The following is a 24,183-nucleotide window of genomic DNA, read 5'->3' as shown; positions in this document are numbered from 1 at the left end:
AGGCTGCATCGCAAGGAGTTTAGATGAGTGCCGATAACGCCTACGCGGTCGAGCTGAAGGGAGTCTCCTTCAAGCGCGGTGCGCGGAGCATTTTCAATAACGTCGATATCCGCATCCCGCGCGGCAAGGTCACCGGCATCATGGGGCCTTCCGGGTGTGGCAAGACCACGCTGCTGCGCCTGATGGGCGCGCAGTTGCGGCCATCCAAAGGCGAGGTCTGGGTCAACGGCCAGAACCTGCCGAAGCTGTCGCGCAGCGATCTGTTCGATGCGCGCAAGCACATGGGCGTGCTGTTTCAGAGCGGTGCGCTGTTCACCGATCTCGATGTGTTCGAGAACGTCGCCTTCCCGCTTCGTGTTCATACCGACCTGCCGGACGAGATGATCCGCGACATCGTGCTGCTCAAATTGCAGGCGGTGGGACTGCGCGGGGCGATCGAACTGATGCCCGACGAGCTATCCGGCGGCATGAAACGCCGTGTCGCACTGGCCCGTGCCATTGCCCTCGATCCGCAGATTCTCATGTACGACGAACCGTTCGTCGGCCAGGATCCGATCGCCATGGGCGTTCTGGTTCGCCTGATCCGTCTGCTCAACGATGCCCTGGGGATCACCAGCATCGTGGTGTCCCACGATCTCGCCGAAACCGCGAGCATCGCCGACTACATCTATGTGGTCGGTGATGGGCAGGTATTGGGGCAGGGCACGCCGGACGAACTGATGAACTCGGACGATCCGCGTATCCGCCAGTTCATGACCGGTGAACCCGACGGCCCGGTGCCGTATCACTTTCCAGCGCCGGATTACCGCGCAGATCTTCTGGGGAAGCGCCGCTGATGCGCAGAATTACATTAATGGAGCGTGTACGTCGCTTCGGCCTCGCCGGAATCGACAGCGTCGCAGTGTTCGGGCGTTCGACCCTGTTCCTGTTTCATGCCTTGCTGGGTCGTGGTGGCATCGGTGGCGGTTTTGGACTGCTGGTCAAGCAACTGCACTCCGTCGGTGTGATGTCGCTGGTGATCATCGTGGTGTCCGGGATTTTCATCGGCATGGTGCTGGCGCTGCAGGGCTTCAACATCCTGTCGAGCTACGGCTCGGAGCAGGCTGTCGGGCAGATGGTGGCGCTGACCCTGCTGCGTGAACTGGGGCCGGTGGTGACCGCGCTGTTGTTCGCCGGTCGTGCCGGTTCGGCGCTGACGGCGGAAATCGGCAACATGAAATCCACCGAGCAGTTGTCCAGCCTGGAAATGATCGGGGTCGACCCGCTCAAGTACATCATCGCTCCGCGTCTGTGGGCCGGCTTCATTTCCCTGCCGGTGCTGGCGATGATCTTCAGCGTGGTCGGCATCTGGGGCGGTTCGTGGGTCGCCGTCGACTGGCTGGGCGTCTACGAAGGTTCCTACTGGTCGAACATGCAGAACAGCGTGAGCTTCGGTGACGATGTGCTCAACGGCATCATCAAAAGTGCAGTATTCGCTTTTGTCGTCACCTGGATCGCCGTATTTCAAGGCTATGACTGCGAACCCACTTCCGAGGGGATCAGTCGTGCCACCACCAAGACTGTGGTTTACGCCTCGCTGGCAGTACTCGGCCTGGACTTTATTCTGACCGCTTTGATGTTTGGAGATTTCTGATGCAAAACCGCACCCTGGAAATCGGTGTCGGCCTGTTCCTGCTGGCAGGGATCCTGGCCTTGTTGCTGCTCGCCCTGCGGGTCAGTGGCCTGTCTCCGACTTCGACCACCGATACCTACAAGCTTTACGCGTATTTCGACAATATCGCCGGTCTGACGGTCAGAGCCAAAGTGACCATGGCGGGTGTGACCATCGGCAAGGTCACCGCGATCGATCTGGACCGCGACAGCTTCACCGGTCGGGTGACCCTGCAAGTGGATAAAAGCGTCGACAATCTGCCGACCGACTCCACAGCATCTATCCTGACAGCGGGTCTGCTGGGCGAGAAATACATCGGTATCAGCGTGGGCGGGGAAGACACCCGCCTGAAGGATGGTGGAACCATCCACGACACGCAGTCGTCTCTGGTACTGGAAGACCTGATCGGTAAATTCCTGCTCAATACCGTTAGCAAAGACGCCAAATGAGGAGCTTTTGAATGATCTCTACCTTGCGACGTGGCCTGTTGGTGTTGCTTGCGGCACTGCCGCTGGTGGCTAACGCCGTGGCGGCACAATCGGCGCACGATCTGGTTCAGGACACCACGAACCGGATGCTCGCCGATCTGTCGGCCAATAAAGAGAAGTACAAGCAGGATCCGCAGGACTTCTACACCGCTTTGAACACCATCGTCGGGCCGGTCGTGGATGCCGAGGGCATTTCCAAGAGCATCATGACGGTCAAGTATTCGCGCAAGGCAACCCCGGCGCAGATGAAGACCTTCGAGGAAAACTTCAAGCGCGGCCTGTTCCAGTTCTACGGCAACGCCTTGCTCGAGTACAACAACCAGGGCATCACCGTCGATGCGCCAAAGGATGAGTCGGGCGATCGCACCAGCGTCGGCATGACCGTCAAGGGCAACAACGGCGCGATTTATCCGGTGTCGTACACCCTCGAGAAGATCAACGGCGAGTGGAAACTGCGTAACGTGATCATCAACGGCATCAACATCGGGAAACTGTTCCGTGACCAGTTCGCCGACGCGATGCAGCGCAACGGCAACGACCTGGACAAGACCATCAACGGCTGGGCCGGTGAAGTCGCCAAGGCCAAGCAGTCGGCCGAGCAGAACGAGAAGCCTGCGCAATGACCGAGTCGGCCATTCGTCTGGACGAAGCCAGTGAGCTGCAGCTCAGCGGCGTGCTGGATTATCGCACCGCCCCTGACCTGCGCGAGCAGGGCAGGGCGCTGATCAAGTCGTGCAATGCCCCGGCATTGGTGATCGATTGCTCGGCGGTGGAGAAGTCCAGCAGCGTCGGTCTGTCGCTGCTGCTGTGCTTCATTCGCGATGCCAAGGCCGCCGGCAAGGCGGTCAGCATCCGCGGGATGCCCGAAGACATGCGTGAAATTGCTCAGGTCAGCGAACTGACCGAGCTGTTGGCGCAACCCTGAACCCGCATCAATAGAGAAGCCCCCCGTCAGAGTCCTGCGCAGCGGGGTTCGCAGGCGCGGGGCTTTTTTGTATGATGTCCGACCCGTGCGCACAGGGCGCCGATTGAGGTTGAGCATGCAGGCCGTAGAAGTGAAGAGCTTCCTTGAAGGAAAGCTGCCAGGAACGCTGGTGGAAGTTGAAGGCGAAGGCTGCAACTTCCAGCTGAACGTGATTAGTGATGAACTGGCGGCGTTGAGCCCGGTCAAGCGTCAGCAAAGCATCTATGCCCATTTGAACCCTTGGATCGCCGATGGCAGCATCCACGCGGTCACTATGAAATTTTTCAGCAGCGCGGCCTGGGCCGAGCGCACCTGAGCCCTAGGGCGTCGAGATTCTTATGGATAAATTGATTATTACCGGTGGCGCTCGTCTTGATGGCGAGATCCGCATCTCCGGGGCGAAGAACTCCGCCCTGCCAATCCTGGCCGCCACCCTGCTGTGCGATGGCCCGGTTACCGTTGGCAACCTGCCGCACCTGCACGACATCACCACCATGATCGAGCTGTTCGGTCGCATGGGCATCGAGCCTGTGATCGACGAAAAGCTCAGCGTCGAAATCGACCCGCGCACCATCAAGACCCTGATCGCTCCGTACGAACTGGTGAAAACCATGCGTGCCTCGATCCTGGTGCTGGGCCCGATGGTCGCACGTTTTGGTGAAGCCGAAGTCGCACTGCCTGGTGGCTGCGCCATCGGCTCGCGTCCGGTCGACCTGCACATCCGAGGTCTGGAAGCCATGGGCGCGGTCATCGACGTCGAAGGCGGCTACATCAAGGCCAAGGCCCCTGAAGGCGGCCTGCGCGGCGCGCACTTCTTCTTCGATACCGTCAGCGTGACCGGTACCGAAAACATCATGATGGCTGCTGCTCTGGCCAAGGGCCGCAGCGTACTGCAGAACGCCGCTCGCGAACCTGAAGTGGTCGACCTGGCGAACTTCCTGAACGCCATGGGCGCCAAGGTATCCGGTGCCGGCACCGACACCATCACCATCGACGGCGTCGAGCGTCTGGGTTCGACTTTCTACAAAGTCATGCCTGACCGTATCGAGACCGGCACCTATCTGGTAGCCGCTGCAGTCACCGGTGGTCGCGTGAAGGTCAAGGACACCGATCCAACCATTCTCGAAGCGGTTCTGGAAAAGCTGCGTGAAGCCGGCGCCGAAATCACCAGCGGCGAAGACTGGATCGAGCTGAACATGCACGGCAAGCGTCCGAAAGCGGTCAACGTGCGCACCGCGCCGTACCCGGCGTTCCCGACCGACATGCAGGCGCAGTTCATCTCGCTCAACGCCATTGCCGAAGGCACCGGTGCGGTCATCGAGACGATCTTCGAAAACCGTTTCATGCACGTGTACGAATTGCATCGCATGGGCGCCAAGATCCAGGTCGAAGGCAACACGGCCATCGTCACCGGCACTGAAATTCTCAAGGGCGCGCCGGTCATGGCTACCGACCTGCGTGCTTCGGCCAGCCTGGTAATTTCGGCCCTGATGGCCGAAGGCGATACCCTGATCGACCGCATCTACCACATCGACCGTGGTTACGAGTGCATCGAGGAAAAACTGCAGATGCTGGGCGCCAAGATCCGTCGCGTTCCGGGCTAGTCGCTGCATCTGGACACAGGGAAGTGTCCGTTGAATTCGTTTTGATCGGGGGTGGTAACGCCCTCGATGTATGTCCGGCGCCGATTGCGACCGGACATGAGTACCTTGATAAGGACTGACGTTTCCCATGTTGACCATCGCACTGTCCAAGGGCCGCATCCTTGACGACACCCTGCCGCTTCTCGCCGAAGCGGGCATCGTGCCGACCGAGAATCCGGACAAGAGCCGCAAGCTGATCATCCCCACGACCCAGGAAGACGTTCGCCTGTTGATCGTGCGTGCCACCGACGTGCCGACCTATGTCGAGCATGGCGCGGCCGACCTCGGCGTTGCCGGTAAAGACGTGCTGATGGAATACACCGGCCAAGGCCTGTACGAGCCGCTGGATCTGCAGATTGCCCAGTGCAAGCTGATGACCGCCGGCAAGGTCGGTGCGGTCGAGCCCAAGGGCCGCCTGCGCGTCGCCACCAAATTCGTCAACGTCGCCAAGCGTTACTACGCCGAGCAGGGTCGTCAGGTCGACATCATCAAGCTGTACGGCTCGATGGAACTGGCACCGCTGATCGGTCTGGCCGACAAGATCATCGACGTGGTCGACACCGGCAACACCCTGCGTGCCAATGGCCTGGAACCTCAGGAACTGATCGCCACGATCAGCTCTCGTCTGGTGGTCAATAAAGCTTCGATGAAAATGCAACACGCCCGAATCCAGGCGTTGATCGACACCCTGCGCAAGGCAGTGGAGTCTCGACACCGCGGCTGATGTACCTGCGCGACGTTAAGTCGCGCCCGTCTATCCGCCTCATAGCCAGAATCTCAGGTGCCCAAGCGGAAACGACTGCTAAGTTAGGGCGCCTGAGTTTTTGCCATTCCTATGAGGCTCTCGCTATGACCGCACCGACTGCAATTCGCCGACTCAACGCTGCTGACCCGGATTTCGCGCATCATCTGGATCATCTGCTGAGCTGGGAAAGTGTGTCTGACGACTCGGTCAATCAGCGGGTGCTGGACATCATCAAGGCTGTACGCGAGCGCGGTGACGCGGCACTGGTCGAGTTCACCCAGAAATTCGACGGCCTCGAAGTCGCTTCGATGGCGGACCTGATCCTGCCGCGCGAGCGTCTGGAACTGGCCCTGACCCGCATCACTGTCCCGCAACGCGAAGCGCTGGAAAAAGCCGCCGCCCGCGTGCGCAGCTATCACGAAAAACAGAAGCAGGACTCCTGGAGCTACACCGAAGCCGACGGCACGGTGCTGGGCCAGAAAGTCACGCCACTGGATCGCGCCGGTCTGTACGTGCCGGGCGGCAAGGCGTCGTACCCGTCGTCGGTGTTGATGAACGCGATTCCGGCCAAGGTCGCCGGCGTGACCGAAGTGGTCATGGTGGTGCCGACCCCGCGCGGTGAGGTCAACGAGCTGGTGCTGGCGGCGGCGTGCATCGCCGGCGTCGACCGGGTGTTCACCATCGGTGGCGCGCAAGCCGTTGCCGCATTGGCCTATGGCACCGAAAGCGTGCCGCAGGTGGACAAGGTCGTCGGCCCGGGCAATATCTACGTCGCCACGGCCAAGCGTCACGTATTCGGTCAGGTCGGCATCGACATGATCGCCGGCCCGTCGGAAATCCTCGTGGTGTGCGACGGCCAGACCGATCCGGACTGGATCGCCATGGACCTGTTCTCCCAGGCCGAGCACGACGAAGACGCCCAGGCGATTCTGGTCAGCCCGGACGCAGAGTTCCTCGACAAGGTCGCCGCCAGCATCGACAAACTGCTGCCGACCATGGATCGCGCGACCATCATCGAAACCTCGATCAACGGCCGTGGTGCCCTGATTCACGTGCGCGACATGGCCCAGGCCATCGAAGTTGCCAACCGCATCGCGCCGGAACACCTTGAACTGTCGGTCGCAGACCCGCAGGCCTGGCTGCCGCAGATCCGCCACGCCGGCGCGATCTTCATGGGCCGCCACACCTCCGAAGCGCTGGGCGACTACTGCGCAGGTCCGAACCACGTGTTGCCGACCTCCGGCACCGCGCGTTTCTCCTCGCCGCTGGGCGTGTATGACTTCCAGAAGCGTTCTTCGATCATCTTCTGCTCCGAGGCCGGTGCTTCGGAACTCGGCAAGACCGCATCGATCCTGGCCCGTGGCGAATCGCTGAGCGCCCACGCGCGCAGCGCCGAATACCGCATCAAAGACGAAGTGAAGGGGAACTGAACATGAGCAAATTCTGGAGCCCGTTCGTCAAGGATCTGGTGCCGTATGTGCCGGGCGAGCAGCCGAAGCTGACCCGTCTGGTCAAACTCAACACCAACGAAAACCCGTACGGCCCGTCGCCAAAAGCCCTGGCGGCGATGCAGACCGAACTCAACGACAACCTGCGTCTGTACCCGGACCCGAACAGCGATCTGCTGAAAAACGCCGTCGCCAAGTACTACGGCGTGCAGAGCAATCAAGTGTTCCTCGGCAACGGTTCGGACGAAGTGCTGGCGCACATCTTCCACGGTCTGCTGCAGCACGATCAGCCGATCCTGTTCCCGGACATCAGCTACAGCTTCTATCCGGTCTATTGCGGCCTTTACGGCGTCAAGTTCGACGCGGTGCCGCTGGATGCGCAGTTCCAGATCAACCCGGCGAACTACGCCAAGCCGAACGGCGGGATCATCTTCCCCAACCCGAACGCGCCTACCGGTTGCCTGCTGGCGCTGGAAGCGGTCGAGCAGATCCTCAAGGCCAGCCCGGATTCGGTGGTGGTGGTCGACGAGGCCTACATCGACTTCGGCGGCGAAACCGCGATCAGCCTGGTGGATCGCTATCCGAACCTGCTGGTGACCCAGACCCTGTCCAAGTCCCGTTCGCTCGCGGGCCTGCGGGTCGGTCTGGCGGTCGGCCATCCGGACCTGATCGAGGCGCTGGAGCGGATCAAGAACAGCTTCAACTCCTACCCGATCGATCGCATGGCGAATGTCGGTGCGGCGGCGGCGTTCGAGGATCGCGAATACTTCGACAAGACCTGCGCATTGGTCATCGAGAGTCGCGAGTGGGTGGTTGCGCAGTTGCAGGCCAAGGGCTTTGAAGTGCTGCCGTCAGCGGCGAACTTCATCTTCGCCCGGCATCCGCAACACGATGCGGCGGGGCTGGCGGCCAAACTGCGTGAGCAGGGCGTGATCGTGCGCCACTTCAAGCAGGAGCGGATTGCCCAGTTCCTGCGGATCTCGATCGGCACGCCGGAGCAGAATCAGGCGTTGATCGACGGTCTGGGCGAACTCTGAAACGACGCTGATCCCTGTGGGTTTCGTCCCACAGGGATCAGCGTTGGTTCATTCGTGATGCGGTTCGCCCAGGAACGTCAACGAACTGAATAACCCCCGACTGCTCACCTCTGCATTGTCCTTCACCGGCACCTCCACCTGCGCCGCAATCACATTCAATCCCTCGTTACGCACCAGCACCTGAGCGCGGCCGTCCTTGTCGGTTTCAGTGCTCAAGGTATTCGGCGCGCTGCGGTAGTCACCGATCAACTTCACGCCCGCTGCCGGTTTGCCATCCAGCAACACCCGCACCGGCAATGATTTCCCTGGGCCGACGGTCAGAGGATCGACCTCCGGCAAAATCAGCAATTTGATCTGATTGAGTTTGGGCAGCTTCGCTCCCGGCTGATAAATCGCCAGGCTGTACTTGAGGGTCTCGGTCGACTCGATGGCGCCCGGTACCTTGCTGCGTCCCTCATTGATCCATTTCTTGTCGGCGGTTTGCGACCACATGCCGTTGTTCAGGGCCACGGCCATTACCGCCGGCGGTTTCAGCGGTTGCAGTCGCGCATGATCGGTCAGGCGTTGCACGTTGACCGGGATCATCTTGCCGCTGACGTCATATGCCCATGCACCGCTGATTTTCTGCGCTTTGAAAGCGTTGTCTTCTGCGCCGTGGCCGTAGATCACTTCGATATTGCCGCGTCGTTGTTCGGTCCACAGACCATGCGCTGATGCTTGGCCAGCGAACAGCGCAGAGATGATCAATAAGAGTTTGCCGTAATGCATGGTGACGTCCTTTTACAGGTTGAATGTCAGGCTGACCGTGAAATTGCGCGGCTCGCCGGGGTTGACCCAATAGTTGCTGTACGAGCGCTCGTAGTACTTTTCGTCGAACAGGTTGTTCAGGTTCAGGCCGAGAGTGACGGTGTCGCTGGCCTTGTAATGGGCCAGCAGGTCGACGGTGTGATAGGCCGGCAGCTCGAAATCGCTGCCGGACTCACCTGAGCGGTCACCGACGTAAGTGAACGCCGCGCCGATATCCGAGCCGCGCAAGCGACCGTCCTGAAACTCGTAGACACCCAGCACGCTGCCGCTGCGTTTGGCGACCCCGAGGATGCGGCTACCGGCGGGGATCGCGGCATCCCCCTTGGTCACTTCGGCGTCGATCCAGGCGAAGGCGCCGATCACCCTGACGGCGTCGGTGACTTGCCCGGTGACCTGCAGATCGAAACCCCGGCTGCGGGCCTTGCCCATGGCGCGGCTGGTATCGGTGCCCGGGTCGAGGGCGAGGACGTTTTCCTTGTCGATATGGAAGAAGGCGAGGGTGCTGCTTAAACGTTCGTCGAACAGCTCGTTCTTGATCCCGATTTCGTAACCCACGCCTTCTTCCGGATCGAAGGATTTGCCAGCCGCATCGAGGCCGTTGTTCGGTTTGAATGAGGTCGAGGCGTTGGCGAACAGGCCGGTGTCCGGTGTCAGTTGATAGAGCAGGCCGGCACGTTGGGTGAGCGCGTCGTGGGTCTGGCGGCTGGTGGTGTTGCGGCTGTGGTCATCGATGGTTTGCTCGAAGTGCTCGAATCGCGCCCCGATCATCCCGCGCAGTTTTTCGCTGAAGACGATTTGATCCTGCAGGTTCAGCGCATGGCTTTCGACGTGTTCGAAGAAGTCTGTACCAGAGCGTGCGCCGTTGGGTTTGGGCTGGCCGTACACCGGGTTATAGATATCGATGGCGTAAGGCCCGCCGGCGATGGTGGTGACGCGCTCGTTCTTGCGGAAGTTCTCGTACTCGCTGCCGATCAGCAGTTCGTGCTGCCAGGTGCCGAGGTCGAACAGACCGCGCAGTTCCAGTTGGGTGATGCTGTCGTGCCAGTTGGTATCGCGTTCGCGATAGCGGCGGTTGACGGTGTGGCCATCGGCATTCAAGGGACGGTTTTCGGAGGCGAAACCCCAGAGTTTGCCTTCCTTGTAATGGCTGGCCAGGCGCAGTTTCCAGGCATCGTTGAGGTGGTGCTCAAGTGTGGCTTGCAGTCTGTTGTTGTGGTTGTCGATGTTGCCGTCGTTCGGCTCACCCAGGAATGTCGAGCGCGAGACGCCGCTCCATTTATTGTTTGGCGCAACGATGCCGCGGTCGAAGGTCGAGCTATGACGCACGAATTCGCTCTCCACCAGCAGGCTGGTGTCCGGGTTCAACTGCCAACTGAAAGAGGGGGCAACGAATACACGTTTACTGTCGACGTGGTCGCGAAAACTGTTGTTGTCCTCGACTGCGAGGTTGATCCGCGACAGCACATCACCCTGATCATCCAGCGGCGTGTTGACGTCCAGCGCGGTGCGATAGCGATCCCAACTGCCAGCGCTGGTTTGCAGGGTGGTGAAGGGCTCGGGCTGCGGTTTTTTGGTGACGATGTTTACCGTGCCACCCGGATCACCTCGGCCATACAGGCTGGCGGCCGGTCCTTTTAGCACTTCGATGCGCTCGATGTTGGCGGCGTCCGGTGTGCTCGGATAACCACGGTTGGCGCTGAAGCCGTCCTGGTAAAACTCAGAGGTGGTGAAGCCGCGCACGCTGTATTCGTAAAGCGTCAGGCCACCGAAGTTGTTTTGCTTCGACACGCCACCGGCGAAATCCAGCGCGCGTTCTACGCTGGTGCTGCCCAGATCCTTGAGCACGCTGGCGGGCACCACGCTGATGGCCTGCGGAATATCGCGGATCGCGGTGTCGGTTTTGGTGGCGCTGGATGAGCGGGTAGCGCGATAGCCTTTGACCGGGCCGGCAGGGGATTCGTAATCGGAGATGACGCTGATGGCGTCGAGTTCAAGCGTTTGCGGTTCATCGGCAAACGCAGGGTCGCCCAGCAGGCCAAGGGTAAGGCCGAGGAGGGAGGCCTTTTTTCGAGATGACATGTTATGTTGTTCCAATGTGCTAATTGAAACAATATAACATGCCTGTTGAGAATGTCTGTTATTCGCGTCAGTGACGCGAACAAAGTCTTACTCTTCTTTTTCCTTCACCGGCGCCGGCGGCGGACGCAGACCGATTTCAGCCGTGAGCTTGATCTCCTTGCCATTGCGCATCACCTGAATCGTGACCTTGTCGGTCGGCTTGATCCGCGCCACCTGGTTCATCGATTTGCGGCCATCACCGGCCGGTTCGCCGTCAATGCTCAGGATCACGTCACCCAGTTGCAGACCGGCCTTCTGGGCCGGGCCGTCGCGGAAAATCCCCGCCACCACGATTCCCGGACGCCCGGACAGGCCAAACGACTCGGCCAGTTCCTGGGTCAGCGGTTGCACTTCAATGCCCAGCCAGCCGCGAATCACCTGACCGTGCTCGATGATCGACTTCATCACTTCCATCGCCAGTTTCACCGGGATCGCGAAGCCGATGCCTTGCGAGCCGCCGGACTTGGAGAAGATCGCGGTGTTGATGCCGGTGAGGTTGCCGTTGGCGTCGACCAGCGCACCGCCGGAGTTGCCCGGGTTGATCGCCGCGTCGGTCTGGATGAAGTCTTCGTAGTTGTTCAGGCCCAACTGGTTGCGGCCGGTGGCGCTGATGATGCCCATGGTCACGGTCTGGCCGACGCCGAACGGGTTACCGATGGCCAGTGCGACGTCGCCGATGCGGATATTGTCGGAACGGCCGACGGTAATCGAAGGCAGGGTTTTCAGGTCGATCTTCAGGACCGCGAGGTCGGTTTCCGGGTCGCTGCCGATCACTCGGGCCAGGGTTTCGCGACCGTCCTTGAGCGCCACGACGATCTGGTCGGCGCCGCTGGTGACGTGGTTGTTGGTCAGGATGTAGCCTTCCGGGCTCATGATCACGCCGGAGCCGAGGCTCGATTCCATGCGCTTCTGCTTCGGCGAATTGTCACCGAAGAAACGGCGGAACTGCGGGTCTTCGAACAGCGGATGGCTTGGCTTGTTGATGACTTTGGTGGTGTAGAGGTTCACCACCGACGGCGCGGCGATGGTCACCGCGTCGGCATAGGACACCGGCCCCTGCTGCACGCTGGTGGTCTGCGGGGCCTGTTGCAGGTTGACGTCGAGGCTCGGAAGCCCGACCCACTGCGGGTAACGCTGAATAATCAACAGAGCGATAAGCACGCCGGCCAACAGCGGCCAGCCGAAAAAACGCAGCGCCTTGAGCATTAAGCACGTCCTGGAAAAGTTGCAGGCGGGGTCAGACCGCCCATAATGTCGCGCATTATACGAGGCCGCGCGTGCCTCTGAACGGGATATTTAGGAGTCTTTCATGGCCGTCGCCCTGAGCACCCTGGTCGAAGAAGCCGACCGTTACCTCGGCAGTGCGAAAATTGCCGATTATTGCCCCAACGGCCTGCAGGTCGAGGGCCGTCCGCAGGTGATGCGCATCGTCAGCGGCGTCACTGCCAGTCAGGCGCTGCTCGATGCCGCCGTCGAGGCCGAAGCCGATCTGGTGCTGGTGCATCACGGTTATTTCTGGAAGGGCGAGAACCCGTGCATCACTGGCATGAAGCAGCGACGTCTGAAGACGCTGCTCAAGCACGACATCAGCCTGCTCGGTTATCACCTGCCGCTGGATCTGCACCCGGACGTCGGCAATAACGTGCAACTGGCCCGTCAACTGGACATCACCGTCGAAGGGCCGCTGGACCCGGACAATCTGAAGATCGTCGGTCTGGTCGGTTCGCTGAGTGAGCCGATGACCCCGCGCGACTTCGCCCGCAAAGTGCAGGAGGTCATGGGCCGCGAGCCGCTGCTGGTCGAAGGCAGCGCGATGATCCGTCGGGTCGGCTGGTGCACTGGCGGCGGCCAGGGTTACATCGACAACGCCATCGCCGCCGGCGTCGATCTGTTCATCAGCGGTGAAGCCTCCGAGCAGACATTCCACAGCGCCCGGGAAAACGACATCAGCTTCATCGCCGCCGGCCACCACGCCACCGAACGCTACGGCGTGCAGGCGCTGGGCGACTATCTGGCGAAGCGTTTCGCCCTCGAGCACATCTTCATCGACTGCCCGAATCCGATCTGACTTTTGCCTGAAAGCACCCGAACGGGCGGGCATATTCATATACCCTTTCGATCTAGTTGGCGTCCTGATTAGAAGAGGTCGCTGTGCTAGGATTCCTCGCTCGAACACGGCCCGCTGGCCGTTCATAAGAAAGCTTTCGTGAGTAGCCATGGTCGACAAACTGACGCATCTGAAACAGCTGGAGGCGGAAAGCATCCACATCATCCGCGAGGTGGCCGCCGAGTTCGACAACCCGGTGATGCTGTACTCCATCGGTAAAGACTCCGCCGTGATGCTGCATCTGGCACGCAAGGCGTTCTTCCCGGGCAAACTGCCGTTTCCGGTGATGCACGTCGACACCCGCTGGAAATTCCAGGAAATGTACAAGTTCCGCGACAAGATGGTCGAAGAGCTTGGCCTGGACCTCATCACTCACATCAACCCCGATGGCGTGGCGCAGAACATCAACCCGTTCACCCACGGCAGCGCCAAGCACACCGACATCATGAAAACCGAGGGCCTGAAGCAGGCACTCGACAAGCATGGTTTCGACGCCGCTTTCGGCGGTGCCCGTCGCGATGAAGAGAAGTCCCGCGCCAAGGAGCGCGTCTACTCGTTCCGTGACAGCAAACACCGCTGGGACCCGAAGAACCAGCGTCCCGAGCTGTGGAACGTCTACAACGGCAAGGTCAACAAGGGCGAATCCATTCGTGTGTTCCCGCTGTCGAACTGGACCGAACTGGACATCTGGCAGTACATCTACCTCGAAGGCATCCCGATCGTACCGCTGTACTTTGCGGCCGAACGCGAAGTGATCGAGAAGAACGGCACGCTGATCATGATCGACGACGAGCGCATCCTCGAGCACCTGTCCGACGAGGACAAGGCGCGCATCGTCAAAAAGAAAGTGCGTTTCCGTACCCTTGGCTGCTACCCGTTGACGGGCGCGGTGGAGTCCGAGGCCGAAAGCCTGACGGACATCATTCAGGAAATGCTCCTGACGCGAACTTCCGAGCGCCAGGGCCGGGTCATCGACCACGATGGCGCAGGCTCGATGGAAGACAAGAAACGTCAGGGTTATTTCTAAGGGGTTGTCATGTCGCACGCATCTGATTTGATCAGCGAGGACATCCTCGCCTACCTGGGCCAGCACGAACGTAAAGAGCTGCTGCGCTTTTTGACCTGCGGTAACGTCGATGACGGCAAGAGCACCCTGATCGGGCGCCTGCTGCACGACTCGAAGATGATCTACGAAGATCACCTCGAAGCCATCACCCGCGATTCGAAGAAAGTCGGCACCACCGGTGACGACATCGACCTGGCATTGCTGGTCGACGGCCTGCAGGCCGAGCGCGAGCAGGGCATCACCATCGATGTCGCCTACCGCTATTTCTCCACCGCCAAGCGCAAATTCATCATCGCCGACACCCCCGGCCATGAACAGTACACCCGCAACATGGCCACCGGTGCGTCCACCTGTGACCTGGCGATCATTCTGGTCGATGCCCGTTACGGCGTGCAGACCCAGACCCGTCGCCACAGCTTCATCGCCTCGTTGCTGGGCATCAAGCACATCGTTGTCGCCATCAACAAGATGGACCTCAAGGGCTTCGATCAGGGCGTGTTCGAATCGATCAAGGCCGATTACCTGAAGTTCGCCGAAGGCTTGAAGATGAAGCCGACGAGCATGCACTTCGTGCCGATGTCCGCTCTCAAGGGCGACAACGTGGTGAACAAGTCCGAGCGTTCGCCGTGGTACACCGGCCAGTCGCTGATGGAAATCCTCGAGACCGTGGAAGTGGCGGGTGATCGCAACTTCACCGATCTGCGTTTCCCGGTGCAGTACGTCAACCGTCCGAACCTGAACTTCCGCGGTTTCGCCGGCACCCTCGCCAGCGGCATCGTCAAGAAGGGCGACGAAGTCGTGGTCCTGCCGTCGGGCAAGAGCAGCCGCGTGAAATCCATCGTCACCTTCGAAGGTGAACTGGAACACGCAGGTCCTGGCCAGGCGGTAACGCTGACCATGGAAGACGAAATCGACATCTCCCGTGGCGACCTGCTGGTACACGCCGATAACGTTCCGCCAGTGACCGACAGCTTCGAAGCGATGCTGGTGTGGATGGCTGAAGAGCCGATGCTGCCGGGCAAGAAATACGACATCAAGCGCGCCACCAGTTACGTGCCGGGCTCCATCGCCAGCATCGTCAACAAGGTCGACGTCAACACCCTCGAAGAAGGCCCGGCGAGCGCGTTGCAGCTCAACGAAATCGGCAAGGTGAAGATCGCGCTCGACGCGCCGATCGCCCTCGACGGTTACGACAGCAACCGCACCACCGGCGCGTTTATCGTCATCGACCGTTTGACCAACGGCACTGTAGGCGCCGGTATGATCGTCGCTCAGCCGGTGACCCATGGCACGGCTACGCACCACGGCAAACTGGCCCATGTAGCGACCGAAGAGCGCGCTCAGCGTTTCGGTCAGCAACCGGCCACCGTGCTGTTCAGCGGCCTGTCCGGTGCGGGCAAGAGCACCTTGGCGTATGCGGTCGAGCGCAAGCTGTTCGATCTGGGGCGTGCGGTGTTTGTGCTGGATGGTCAGAATCTGCGTCATGACCTCAATAAGGGGCTGCCGCAGGATCGCGCGGGTCGCACCGAGAACTGGCGTCGTGCCGCGCATGTGGCGCGTCAGTTCAACGAGGCGGGTCTGCTGACGCTTGCGGCGTTTGTGGCGCCGAGTGCTGAAGGTCGTGAGCAGGCGAAGGATCTGATTGGCAAGGAGCGTTTGCTGACGGTTTATGTTCAGGCTTCGCCGACTGTGTGCGCCGAGCGTGATCCGCAAGGTTTGTATGCTGCGGGTGGCGATAACATTCCGGGTGAGTCGTTCCCCTATGACGTGCCGCTGGATGCTGATCTGGTGATCGATACTCAGTCGTTGTCGCTGGATGAAAGTGTGAAGCAGGTGTTGGATCTGTTGCGTAAGCGTGGTGCGATTTAAGCGTTAGCTGCGAATGAAAAAGCCCGCCGATGAGTGATCATTGGCGGGCTTTTTTTTGGGTTGTTTGGGGTGAATATCCGTTTTTTCTGGTGCTGCGGCTGGCGGTTCCGCTCTTACAGCGGGTCACTTTTTCAAACGCCAAAAAGTAACCAAAAGGCTGGGCCCCGGCGTTCGGCACCTCGCTGTGGCTCGGTGTTCCTTCGCTCCGGGATTCATCCGGGGGCATCGCCTACGGTTTGCTTCGCTGCACCTCCTCTCGATGCATGCGGCTGCGCCGCACGGTCGCTGCGCTCCCCCCCCGGATGAATCCCTCCACTCAGCCGGCCGAAGGGGCCGGCACGTCAAGAGCGGTACTCGAGCTAACGCTCATTGTGTTGAGTGGTGTGAGGCGAAAAGCCAAAAACTGAAAGCGAACTGTTTTCCTGTGGGAGCCAGCCTGCTGGCGATGGCGGCCTGACAGACGACCAATTTCTGTCAGGTGTTCCCACAGGGGGGATCAGCGTCGGTTGGGATATTCGCGGTGCATCTGCTCGAGCAGCGCATCCTTGTCTTGCCACAATTGGTTGATCCAGCCCTGGAATTGCAGGCGGTATTCGCCGTCCTGGTCGTAGTTTTTGCCGATGTACTGCGGTGGGATTTTCAGTTCTTCGAAGTGCACTACTACGTCTCGGACGTTGCCGCACAGCAGGTCCCAGAAGCCAGGGCGTCCGCCGGGGTAGTGGATGGTGACGTTGACGATCGATTCCAGTTGTTCGCCCATCGCATCCAGTACGAAGGCAATGCCGCCGGCCTTTGGTTTGAGCAAGTATTTGAACGGTGATTGCTGCTGCGCGTGTTTGCCCTCGGTGAAGCGTGTGCCTTCAACGAAGTTGAAGATGCCTACCGGGTTGTCGCGGAATTTCGCGCAGGTCTTGCGAGTGGTTTCCAGGTCTTTGCCTTTCTTTTCCGGGTGTTTTTCCAGGTACGCCTTCGAATAGCGCTTCATGAACGGGAAGCCCAGTGTCCACCACGCCAGGCCGATGACCGGGACCCAGATCAGTTCCTGTTTGAGGAAGAACTTCAGCGGCTGGATGCGTCGGTTGAGCACGTATTGCAGCACCAGGATGTCGACCCAGCTCTGGTGGTTGCTGGTGATCAGGTACGAGTGCTGGTAGTCCAGGCCTTGCAGGCCGCTGAGGTGCCAGCGGGTGCGGCGCACCAGGTTCATCCAGCCTTTGTTGTTGCTGATCCAGGCTTCGTGGGTGTGGCTCATCAGCCAGCGCGAGGCGCGGCGTGCGAGGTCGAACGGCAGCACTTTGATCAGCGCCACGAGAAACAGGAACGAGCACAGCAGGATCGTGTTCAGCGCCAGCAGCAGCGCGGCGATCACGCCGCGCAGGGTGGCAGGGAGGAAAGCCAGCATCGGGTCAGATATCCAGAGGTCGGTTGGCAGCCTGAATCGCGGTCAGGGCGATGGTGTAGACGATGTCGTCGACCTGCGCGCCGCGCGGCAGATCGTTCACCGGTTTGCGCAGGCCTTGCAGCATCGGGCCGAGGCTGACGCAATCGGCACTGCGCTGCACGGCTTTGTGGGTGGTGTTGCCGGTGTTGAGGTCGGGGAACACGAACACCGTGGCGCGACCGGCCACCTGGCTGTTCGGCGCCAGTTGCCGGGCCACGGTTTCGTTGGCGGCGGCGTCGTACTGCAACGGCCCGTCAATCAGCAGCGAGTGCTGTTGTTCGTGGGCGAGCAGGGTGGCTTCACGGACCTTCTCGACTTCCTCGCCAGTGGCGGATTCGCCGCTGGAGTAGCTGATCATCGCCACGCGCGGGGTGATGCCAAAGGCGGCAGCCGAGTCGGCGCTTTGCAGGGCGATTTCGGCCAGTTCGCTGGCGCTCGGGTGCGGGTTCATCACGCAGTCGCCGTAGACCAGCACTTCCTCGGGGAACAGCATGAAGAACACCGACGACACCAGCGTGCAGCCCGGCGCGGTCTTGATCAGTTGAAGCGCCGGGCGGATGGTGTTGGCGGTGGTGTTGATGATGCCGGAGACCAAGCCGTCGACTTCATCCAGCGCGAGCATCATGGTGCCGATCACCACGGTGTCTTCCAGTTGCTGCTCGGCCATCGGCGCGTTGAGGCTTTTGCTCTTGCGCAGGGCGACCATCGGTTCGACGTAGCGTTCGCGGATCAGGTCCGGGTCGAGGATTTCCAGCCCCGGCGGCAGCGTGATGCCCTGGGCTCTGGCCACGGCTTCAACGTCTGCCGGTTTGGCCAGCAGCACGCAACGGGCAATCCCGCGTTCCTGACAGATCGCCGCTGCTTGCACGGTGAACGGCTCGCTGCCTTCGGGCAGAACGATACGTTTGTTGGCGGCCTGCGCGCGTTGAATCAATTGATAGCGGAACACCGCCGGCGACAGGCGCATTTCCCGTGGCGTGCCGCAGCGCTGGTGCAACCAGTTGGCGTCCAGATGGCTGGCGACGAAGTCGGTGATGATCTCCGCGCGTTCGCGGTCATCGACGGGGATTTCCTTGTTCAGGCCGTTGAGCAGGTTGGCGGTGTCGTAGGAGCCGGTGCTCACCGACAGCACCGGCAGACCGGCCTGCAACGCGCCACGGCACAAGTCCATGATGCGCGGATCCGGCAGGGTATCGCTGGTCAGCAGCAGGCCGGCCAGCGGCACGCCGTTGATAGCGGCGAGACTGACGGCGAGGATGATGTCGTCGCGATCGCCGGGGGTCACCACCAGCACGCCGGGCTTGAGCAGGTCCACGGTGTTGCGCATCGTGCGTGCGCAAATGATGGTCTTGGTCATGCGCCGGGTTTCGTAGTCGCCGGCGTTGAGCACCTGGGCGCCCATCAGGTCGGCGACGTCGCGGGTGCGCGGGGCGTTGAGTTCGGGCTGGAACGGAATGCAGCCGAGCAGACGGAAATCACCGGTGCGCAGCAACGGAGAATGCTCTTTCAGACGCGCGGCGAAGGCGTCCATGCTTTCGTCGGTCTTGACCTTGTTGAGGATCACGCCGAGGACTTTCGGGTCTTTCGGTCCACCGAACAGTTGCGCCTGCAACTCGACGCGGCCGGACAGTTCGGTCAGCACTTCGTTTTCCGGGGCCGAGACCAGAATCACCTCGGCATCCAGGCTCTTGGCCAGGTGCAGGTTGACCCGCGCGGCGTAGCTGGCGCTGCGGGTCGGCACCATGCCTTCGACGACCAGCACGTCTTTGCCGATGGCGGCCTGCTGGTAGAGGGTGATGATTTCTTCGAGCAACTCGTCGAGCTGGCCGTCGCCGAGCATCCGCTCGACGTGGGCCAGGCCCAGTGGCTGCGGCGGTTTCAGGCCGTGGGTGCGGGCCACCAGTTCGGTGGAGCGCTCAGGGCCGGTGTCGCCCGGATGCGGCTGGGCGATCGGTTTGAAGAAGCCGACTTTCAGCCCGGCCCGCTCCAGCGTGCGCACCAGCCCAAGGCTGATGGAGGTCAGACCCACACCAAAATCGGTGGGCGCGATAAAAAAAGTTTGCATGCGGATTCTCTAAGGGTGCATGGCAATGGCGATCGCCTCTGTGTGCCGATCTGCCGAATTTCAGTCGCCAAGGTTATCGCTAACCGAGCCTTGAGCGCACCAACCGCAAGCAAAGGGTTGGCCTATTTTTTCAATACGTTGCATTGCGTCCAGCACCCATGCTCTCGACTGCCACGGCGGCTGGTGGCGCAGGTGCTGGGTGTGGCCGCAGGACAGTTCGGCGACCCAGTGGCCGTCCTCGTCCTGATGGAATCCGGTGACGGTCACGGGCGCCAATCGATCCCGTCTGTCCGGGTTCTGTTCGCTTTCGGGCAAATCCTTGTTTAGACTTGTCCGTTCTTCATTCTTATGCAAAAGGTCTCGCCCCATGCTGATCGCCGCCAATAAGGCTGTCTCCATCGACTATACCCTGACCAACGACGCTGGTGAGGTCATCGACAGCTCCGCCGGCGGCGCTCCGCTGGTCTACCTGCATGGTGCAGGCAACATCATCCCGGGCCTGGAAAAAGCCCTGGAAGGTAAAGAAGTCGGTAACGATCTGGAAGTGTCCGTCGAGCCGGAAGATGCCTACGGCGAATACGCCGCTGAACTGGTCAGCACCCTGAGCCGCAGCATGTTCGAAGGCGTTGACGAGCTGGAAGTCGGCATGCAGTTCCACGCTTCGGCGCCGGACGGCCAGATGCAGATCGTCACCATTCGTGACCTGGACGGCGACGATGTCACTGTCGACGGCAACCATCCGCTGGCCGGTCAGCGCCTGAACTTCAAAGTGAAGGTCGTTGCCATCCGTGACGCCAGCCAGGAAGAAATCGCTCATGGTCACGTCCATGGCGAAGGTGGCCATCACCACTGATTTTCTGCGCTAAGCTTCGAGTACTGGAGAGGCGCCCGAGGGCGCCTTTTTAGTCCGCGGCTGTCCTTGGTGGCCTCGCCAAGTGGCTGTTTCGAGTAGAAAACGGGAATCTGGAGTTCGTCATGAGTGCTTTTCACGACCTTAAGTTGACAGCCCTGGATGGTCAGGAGCTACCGCTGGCACCCTTCAAGGGCCAAGTCGTGCTGGTGGTCAACGTCGCCTCCAAATGCGGCTTGACCCCACAGTACGCGGCGCTGGAAAACCTTTATCAGCAATACAAAGGCAAAGGCTTCAGTGTGCTGGGCCTGCCGTGCAACCAGTTTGCCGGTCAGGAACCGGGCAGTGAGCAGGAGATCCAGGAATTCTGCAGCCTCAACTATGGCGTGAGTTTTCCGTTGTCGAAAAAGCTCGAAGTCAACGGTCACGATCGTCATCAGCTCTACCGCCTGCTGGCGGGCGAGGGCGCGGAGTTTCCCGGTGACATCACCTGGAATTTCGAGAAATTCCTGCTCGGCAAGGACGGTCGGGTACTGGCCCGATTCTCGCCGCGCACGGCGCCGGATGATCCTTCGGTGATTACGGCGATTGAAAAAGCCCTGAGCTGAAACACAAAAATCGCAGCCCTCGCGCTGCGATTTTTTTCGCCTGCCTTTTGACCCTTAATCATTCAGATCAATAGTGCTATCGGTTGATTGGAACTCCGCATATTATCGCCGTCATATGAATCGCATGCCCGTCGATCAATTTTTCGTGGAGCCTCCCATGCCCGTGCAAGCCCTGTTCAAACCGTTCCAGCTCGGTGCCCTCGAACTGCCGACCCGCGTGGTCATGGCGCCGATGACCCGTTCGTTTTCTCCAGGCGGTGTGCCCAATTCCAAAGTGATCGAGTACTACCGTCGTCGCGCGGCGGCCGGTGTCGGCCTGATCATCACCGAAGGCACCACCGTCGGCCACCAGGCTTCCAACGGTTACCCGAACGTGCCGCACTTCTACGGTGAAGCGGCGTTGGCCGGCTGGAAAAAAGTCGTCGACGCGGTGCACGCCGAAGGCGGCAAGATCGTTCCGCAACTGTGGCACGTCGGCAATGTGCGCCGTCTGGGCACCGAGCCGGACGCAAGCGTGCCGGGTTACGGCCCGTCGGAAAAACTCAAGGACGGTCAGGTCGTCGTACACGGCATGACCAAACAGGACATCCAGGACGTGATCGCAGCCTTCGCCCAAGCGGCGAAAGATGCCCAAAGCATCGGCATGGACGGCGTGGAAATCCACGGCGCCCACGGTTACCTGATCGACCAGTTCTTCTGGGAAGGCAGCAACCAGCGCACCGACGAATACGGTGGCAGCCTGGCCAACCGTTCGCGTTTCGCCATCGAGCTGATTCAGGCTGTGCGTGCGGCGGTGGGCGAAGGTTTCCCGATCATCTTCCGCTTCTCGCAGTGGAAACAGCAGGACTACACCGCGCGTCTGGTGCAAACCGCCGAAGCGCTGGGTGAATTCCTCAAGCCGTTGTCCGACGCTGGCGTGGACATTTTCCATTGCTCGACGCGCCGTTTCTGGGAGCCGGAATTCGACGGTTCCGACCTGAACCTGGCCGGCTGGACACGCAAGCTGACCGGCAAACCGACCATCACCGTCGGCAGCGTCGGCCTCGATGGCGAGTTCCTGCAGTTCATGGTCAACACCGACAAGGTCGCGCAACCGGCCAGTCTGGAAAAACTGCTGGAGCGTCTGAACAACGACGAGTTCGATCTGGTGGCGGTGGGGCGTGCGCTGCTGGTCGATCCGGACTGGGCGCAGAAAGTGCGCGAAGGCCGCGAGCAGGACATTCTGCCGTTCAGCCGTGAGGCGTTGATGACGCTGGTTTGATCGCCGTGGGCGGCTTGTCGCGCAGGTCGCGGCAAGCCCCCAGCAAATGGTTTTCAAACTGTTCGACGATAGCCGCCCAACCCTGGCGGCTGGCGTGTTGGCGTGCGTTCAGGCGTACGCAGCGCAACCTTTCGTCTTCTTCCAGCAGCCACGCCGCTGCCTCGCAGAACGCCTCCTCATCCCCGGGCATCGCCAGCACGCCGTTGTAGCCATGGCGAATATGCTGGGCCGCCGCGGCCTGATCGTAAGCCACCACCCCAAGGCCTGAGGCCAGCGCTTCCAGCACGACGTTGCCGAAGGTTTCGGTCAGGCTCGGAAACAGAAACACATCCCCCGACGCATAGTGCGCTGCCAGTGCTTCGCCCCGTTGCGAGCCGCAGAAAATCGCCTCGGGCAGTTCCTTCTCCAGTGCCATTCGTTGCGGTCCGTCGCCGACCACGATCAGCTTCAGGTTGCGTTGTGGATACGTACCGGCGAGCTTTTCGAAACTGCGCTTGAGCAGGCCGAGGTTTTTCTCCGGCGCCAGGCGTCCTACGTGAATGACAGCAATGTCCTGCTCGCCAAGACCCCATTGCTCACGCAAGGCATTCAGGCGTTTGGCCGGGTGAAACAACTGACTGTCGACACCCCGCGACAGCAGCGCCAGGCGTTCGAAGTGCCGACGCTCCAGCTCCAGGCGCTGGCTGACGCTCGGCACCAGAGTCATGGCCGAACGATTGTGAAACCAGCGCAGGTAGTGGGTGAGCAAGCGCGTCAGCAATCCCAGCCCGTATTGGTGGGTGTATTGCTGAAAATTGGTATGAAAGCCGCTGACCACGGCAATCCCCAGACGGCGCGCCGCGCGCAAGGCCGACAGCCCGAGCGGACCTTCGGTGGCGATGTAGAGCACGTCCGGGCGCTGGCGCGTCCAGCGCCGCAGCAACTTGTGCATCGACGACTGGCCCCATTGCAACCCCGGATAACCCGGCAACGGCCAGCCCCGGCACAGCAGCAGCGAGTCATCTTCACTGCGCTGAGGATCGTCAGCCTGACGCGGTCGCACCAGTTCCACCCGGTGCCCGCGTGCGCGCAAGCCGTCGCACAAGCGGCCAAGGGTATTGGCCACGCCGTTGATTTCCGGTGGGAAGGTTTCGCTGATGAGGGTGATATGTAGAGCTGTCGTCATGACCTCAGTGTCGGCTGAGGCCATGTCGTGGTTGTGACGTTCGGATGATGGATTTGTGACGCGGCCTCAGCGTTGCGTCACAAGATTCTCGGCACCCCGTTCGCGGACCCAGAACAGTGTCGCGCCAGCCACGGCGGCCGGCATCATCAGGATGTTGACCACCGGAATCAGCAACACCAGATAAACGATCCCGCCAAAGCTCATGCTCTGCCAGCGCTTCTGGCGCAGCCAGGCGAGCATTTCGTTCCAGCCCAGCTTGTGGTTGTCCGCCGGGTAGTCGATGTACTGGATCGCCATCATCCATACCCCGAACAACAGCCACAGCGGTGCGGCGACGATGTTCACCACCGGGATGAACGAGAGGATGAACAGGCCGATCGCCCGGGGCAGGAAGTAACCGAGCTTGCGCATTTCCCGGGCCAGGGTGCGCGGGATCATGGCGATCAGTTCGCCCCAGCTGAAGGCCGGGAAGTCGTCGGTGCCGCGCACTACCACTTCGACTTTTTCCGCGAGGAAACCGTTGAACGGTGCGGCGATCACGTTGGCCAGCATGGTGAAGGTGAAAAACACCATCAACGCCACCAGCACCACAAACAGCGGCCACAGGATGTAGCTGAGGAAACTCAGCCACTCGGGCAGCGACGGCATCAGCGTGTCGACCCACAGGCTGAACTGGTGGCCGGCCAGATAGATCAATCCGACGAACAGCACCAGGTTGATGGCCAGCGGCAGCAGCACGAACAGGCGCAGGCCAGGGCTCAAGACCAGTTTGAGGCCTTCGCGCAGGTATTGCGGGCCGGACAGAACAGGGGCGGGCATAAGGTGCTCCGAACAAGGGAAAACGCGCCGA

General features: G+C 60.9%; 24 protein-coding genes. 16 read left to right on the top strand and 8 right to left on the bottom strand.

Translation table 11 applies throughout. From position 1 onward, the window contains the following. Positions 1–23: 23 nt before the first annotated feature. The 10 genes from C1X29_RS07555 to hisC all read left to right on the top strand — a co-directional run bounded on the left by C1X29_RS07555 (position 24) and on the right by hisC (position 7,976). The gene (locus C1X29_RS07555) at positions 24–836 is read left to right on the top strand and encodes an ATP-binding cassette domain-containing protein (protein ID WP_085746930.1); all 813 of its coding nucleotides are present in this window, start codon (positions 24–26) and stop codon (positions 834–836) included. Next, on the top strand, positions 836–1,633 hold the full coding sequence (mlaE, locus tag C1X29_RS07550) for a lipid asymmetry maintenance ABC transporter permease subunit MlaE (RefSeq protein ID WP_007953561.1): 798 nt from the start codon (positions 836–838) through the stop codon (positions 1,631–1,633). Before C1X29_RS07555 ends, mlaE begins: the two co-directional genes overlap by 1 nt. Next, positions 1,633–2,100 carry an outer membrane lipid asymmetry maintenance protein MlaD gene (gene mlaD / locus C1X29_RS07545; protein ID WP_007953559.1) on the top strand — a complete coding sequence of 156 codons (468 nt, stop codon included), beginning with the start codon at positions 1,633–1,635 and terminating at the stop codon, positions 2,098–2,100. Before mlaE ends, mlaD begins: the two co-directional genes overlap by 1 nt. 11 nt (positions 2,101–2,111) lie before the next feature. Continuing rightward, entirely contained in the window at positions 2,112–2,762 is a 651-nt protein-coding gene (locus C1X29_RS07540; protein WP_085608079.1) for a phospholipid-binding protein MlaC, read from the top strand. After that, positions 2,759–3,064, top strand: a complete 306-nt coding sequence (locus C1X29_RS07535; protein WP_085698468.1) for a lipid asymmetry maintenance protein MlaB — start codon at positions 2,759–2,761, stop codon at positions 3,062–3,064. Before C1X29_RS07540 ends, C1X29_RS07535 begins: the two co-directional genes overlap by 4 nt. Before the next feature lie 115 nt (positions 3,065–3,179). Next, on the top strand, positions 3,180–3,419 hold the full coding sequence (locus C1X29_RS07530; protein WP_039769303.1) for a BolA family protein: 240 nt from the start codon (positions 3,180–3,182) through the stop codon (positions 3,417–3,419). A gap of 22 nt (positions 3,420–3,441) precedes the next feature. Beyond that, on the top strand, positions 3,442–4,707 hold the full coding sequence (murA, locus tag C1X29_RS07525) for a UDP-N-acetylglucosamine 1-carboxyvinyltransferase (protein ID WP_085746933.1): 1,266 nt from the start codon (positions 3,442–3,444) through the stop codon (positions 4,705–4,707). A gap of 127 nt (positions 4,708–4,834) precedes the next feature. Continuing rightward, positions 4,835–5,470 carry an ATP phosphoribosyltransferase gene (gene hisG / locus C1X29_RS07520; protein ID WP_007953554.1) on the top strand — a complete coding sequence of 212 codons (636 nt, stop codon included), beginning with the start codon at positions 4,835–4,837 and terminating at the stop codon, positions 5,468–5,470. Between the two features lie 125 nt (positions 5,471–5,595). Next, on the top strand, positions 5,596–6,921 hold the full coding sequence (gene hisD / locus C1X29_RS07515; RefSeq protein WP_007953552.1) for a histidinol dehydrogenase: 1,326 nt from the start codon (positions 5,596–5,598) through the stop codon (positions 6,919–6,921). Positions 6,922–6,923: 2 nt separating this feature from the next. Then, on the top strand, positions 6,924–7,976 hold the full coding sequence (gene hisC / locus C1X29_RS07510) for a histidinol-phosphate transaminase (protein WP_085746936.1): 1,053 nt from the start codon (positions 6,924–6,926) through the stop codon (positions 7,974–7,976). Positions 7,977–8,024: 48 nt separating this feature from the next. On the opposite strand, the gene C1X29_RS07505 is transcribed toward hisC, so the two are convergent. The 3 genes from C1X29_RS07505 to algW all read right to left on the bottom strand — a co-directional run bounded on the left by C1X29_RS07505 (position 8,025) and on the right by algW (position 12,107). Beyond that, positions 8,025–8,744: a DUF4198 domain-containing protein gene (locus C1X29_RS07505; protein ID WP_102686873.1), complete on the bottom strand. Its 720-nt coding sequence runs from the start codon at positions 8,742–8,744 to the stop codon at positions 8,025–8,027. A gap of 12 nt (positions 8,745–8,756) precedes the next feature. Continuing rightward, positions 8,757–10,862: a TonB-dependent siderophore receptor gene (locus tag C1X29_RS07500; RefSeq protein ID WP_102686874.1), complete on the bottom strand. Its 2,106-nt coding sequence runs from the start codon at positions 10,860–10,862 to the stop codon at positions 8,757–8,759. Positions 10,863–10,949: 87 nt separating this feature from the next. After that, positions 10,950–12,107: a Do family serine endopeptidase AlgW gene (algW, locus tag C1X29_RS07495; protein WP_085746938.1), complete on the bottom strand. Its 1,158-nt coding sequence runs from the start codon at positions 12,105–12,107 to the stop codon at positions 10,950–10,952. A 103-nt stretch (positions 12,108–12,210) separates the two neighbouring features. On the opposite strand from algW, the gene C1X29_RS07490 reads away from it, so the two are divergent. The 3 genes from C1X29_RS07490 to cysN all read left to right on the top strand — a co-directional run bounded on the left by C1X29_RS07490 (position 12,211) and on the right by cysN (position 15,943). Beyond that, positions 12,211–12,969, top strand: a complete 759-nt coding sequence (locus C1X29_RS07490; RefSeq protein ID WP_085746939.1) for a Nif3-like dinuclear metal center hexameric protein — start codon at positions 12,211–12,213, stop codon at positions 12,967–12,969. A gap of 148 nt (positions 12,970–13,117) precedes the next feature. Further along, positions 13,118–14,035 carry a sulfate adenylyltransferase subunit CysD gene (cysD, locus tag C1X29_RS07485; RefSeq protein ID WP_007912374.1) on the top strand — a complete coding sequence of 306 codons (918 nt, stop codon included), beginning with the start codon at positions 13,118–13,120 and terminating at the stop codon, positions 14,033–14,035. Between the two features lie 9 nt (positions 14,036–14,044). After that, positions 14,045–15,943, top strand: coding sequence for a sulfate adenylyltransferase subunit CysN (cysN, locus tag C1X29_RS07480; RefSeq protein ID WP_085666894.1), 1,899 nt, complete (start codon positions 14,045–14,047; stop codon positions 15,941–15,943). 496 nt (positions 15,944–16,439) lie between these two features. Here cysN and C1X29_RS07475 read toward each other — a convergent pair whose 3' ends face one another. Genes C1X29_RS07475 through C1X29_RS07465 form a run of 3 tightly spaced genes read right to left on the bottom strand, consistent with a single transcriptional unit; the run spans position 16,440 to position 19,848 of the window. Continuing rightward, positions 16,440–17,345 (bottom strand): acyltransferase, encoded by a 906-nt coding sequence (locus tag C1X29_RS07475; protein ID WP_102686875.1) that lies wholly within the window; start codon positions 17,343–17,345, stop codon positions 16,440–16,442. Between the two features lie 4 nt (positions 17,346–17,349). After that, positions 17,350–19,449, bottom strand: coding sequence for a phosphate acetyltransferase (gene pta, locus C1X29_RS07470; RefSeq protein ID WP_011332488.1), 2,100 nt, complete (start codon positions 19,447–19,449; stop codon positions 17,350–17,352). Between the two features lie 60 nt (positions 19,450–19,509). Then, positions 19,510–19,848 carry a DUF3565 domain-containing protein gene (locus C1X29_RS07465; protein ID WP_085746941.1) on the bottom strand — a complete coding sequence of 113 codons (339 nt, stop codon included), beginning with the start codon at positions 19,846–19,848 and terminating at the stop codon, positions 19,510–19,512. Here C1X29_RS07465 and C1X29_RS07460 point away from each other — a divergent pair. The 3 genes from C1X29_RS07460 (at position 19,817) to C1X29_RS07450 (ending at position 22,168) form a co-directional block, all read left to right on the top strand. Continuing rightward, a complete protein-coding gene (locus C1X29_RS07460) occupies positions 19,817–20,302 on the top strand; it encodes a peptidylprolyl isomerase (protein ID WP_011332490.1) in 486 nt (161 codons plus the stop codon). The genes C1X29_RS07465 and C1X29_RS07460 overlap by 32 nt on opposite strands. A 122-nt stretch (positions 20,303–20,424) precedes the next feature. Continuing rightward, positions 20,425–20,907 carry a glutathione peroxidase gene (locus C1X29_RS07455; RefSeq protein WP_007959082.1) on the top strand — a complete coding sequence of 161 codons (483 nt, stop codon included), beginning with the start codon at positions 20,425–20,427 and terminating at the stop codon, positions 20,905–20,907. Positions 20,908–21,064: 157 nt separating this feature from the next. Beyond that, positions 21,065–22,168, top strand: coding sequence for an NADH:flavin oxidoreductase (locus C1X29_RS07450; RefSeq protein WP_064600676.1), 1,104 nt, complete (start codon positions 21,065–21,067; stop codon positions 22,166–22,168). Here C1X29_RS07450 and C1X29_RS07445 read toward each other — a convergent pair. Next, positions 22,137–23,357 (bottom strand): glycosyltransferase family 1 protein, encoded by a 1,221-nt coding sequence (locus tag C1X29_RS07445; RefSeq protein WP_085746942.1) that lies wholly within the window; start codon positions 23,355–23,357, stop codon positions 22,137–22,139. The genes C1X29_RS07450 and C1X29_RS07445 overlap by 32 nt on opposite strands. Before the next feature lie 42 nt (positions 23,358–23,399). After that, positions 23,400–24,152, bottom strand: coding sequence for a sulfate transporter CysZ (gene cysZ, locus C1X29_RS07440; protein WP_011332493.1), 753 nt, complete (start codon positions 24,150–24,152; stop codon positions 23,400–23,402). Between the last annotated feature and the right edge of the window lie 31 nt (positions 24,153–24,183).

This window comes from Pseudomonas sp. GW456-12-10-14-LB2, assembly GCF_002884345.1.
Lineage (GTDB): Bacteria > Pseudomonadota > Gammaproteobacteria > Pseudomonadales > Pseudomonadaceae > Aquipseudomonas > Aquipseudomonas paraglycinae.
This window is presented reverse-complemented; position numbering and strand designations above follow the sequence as displayed.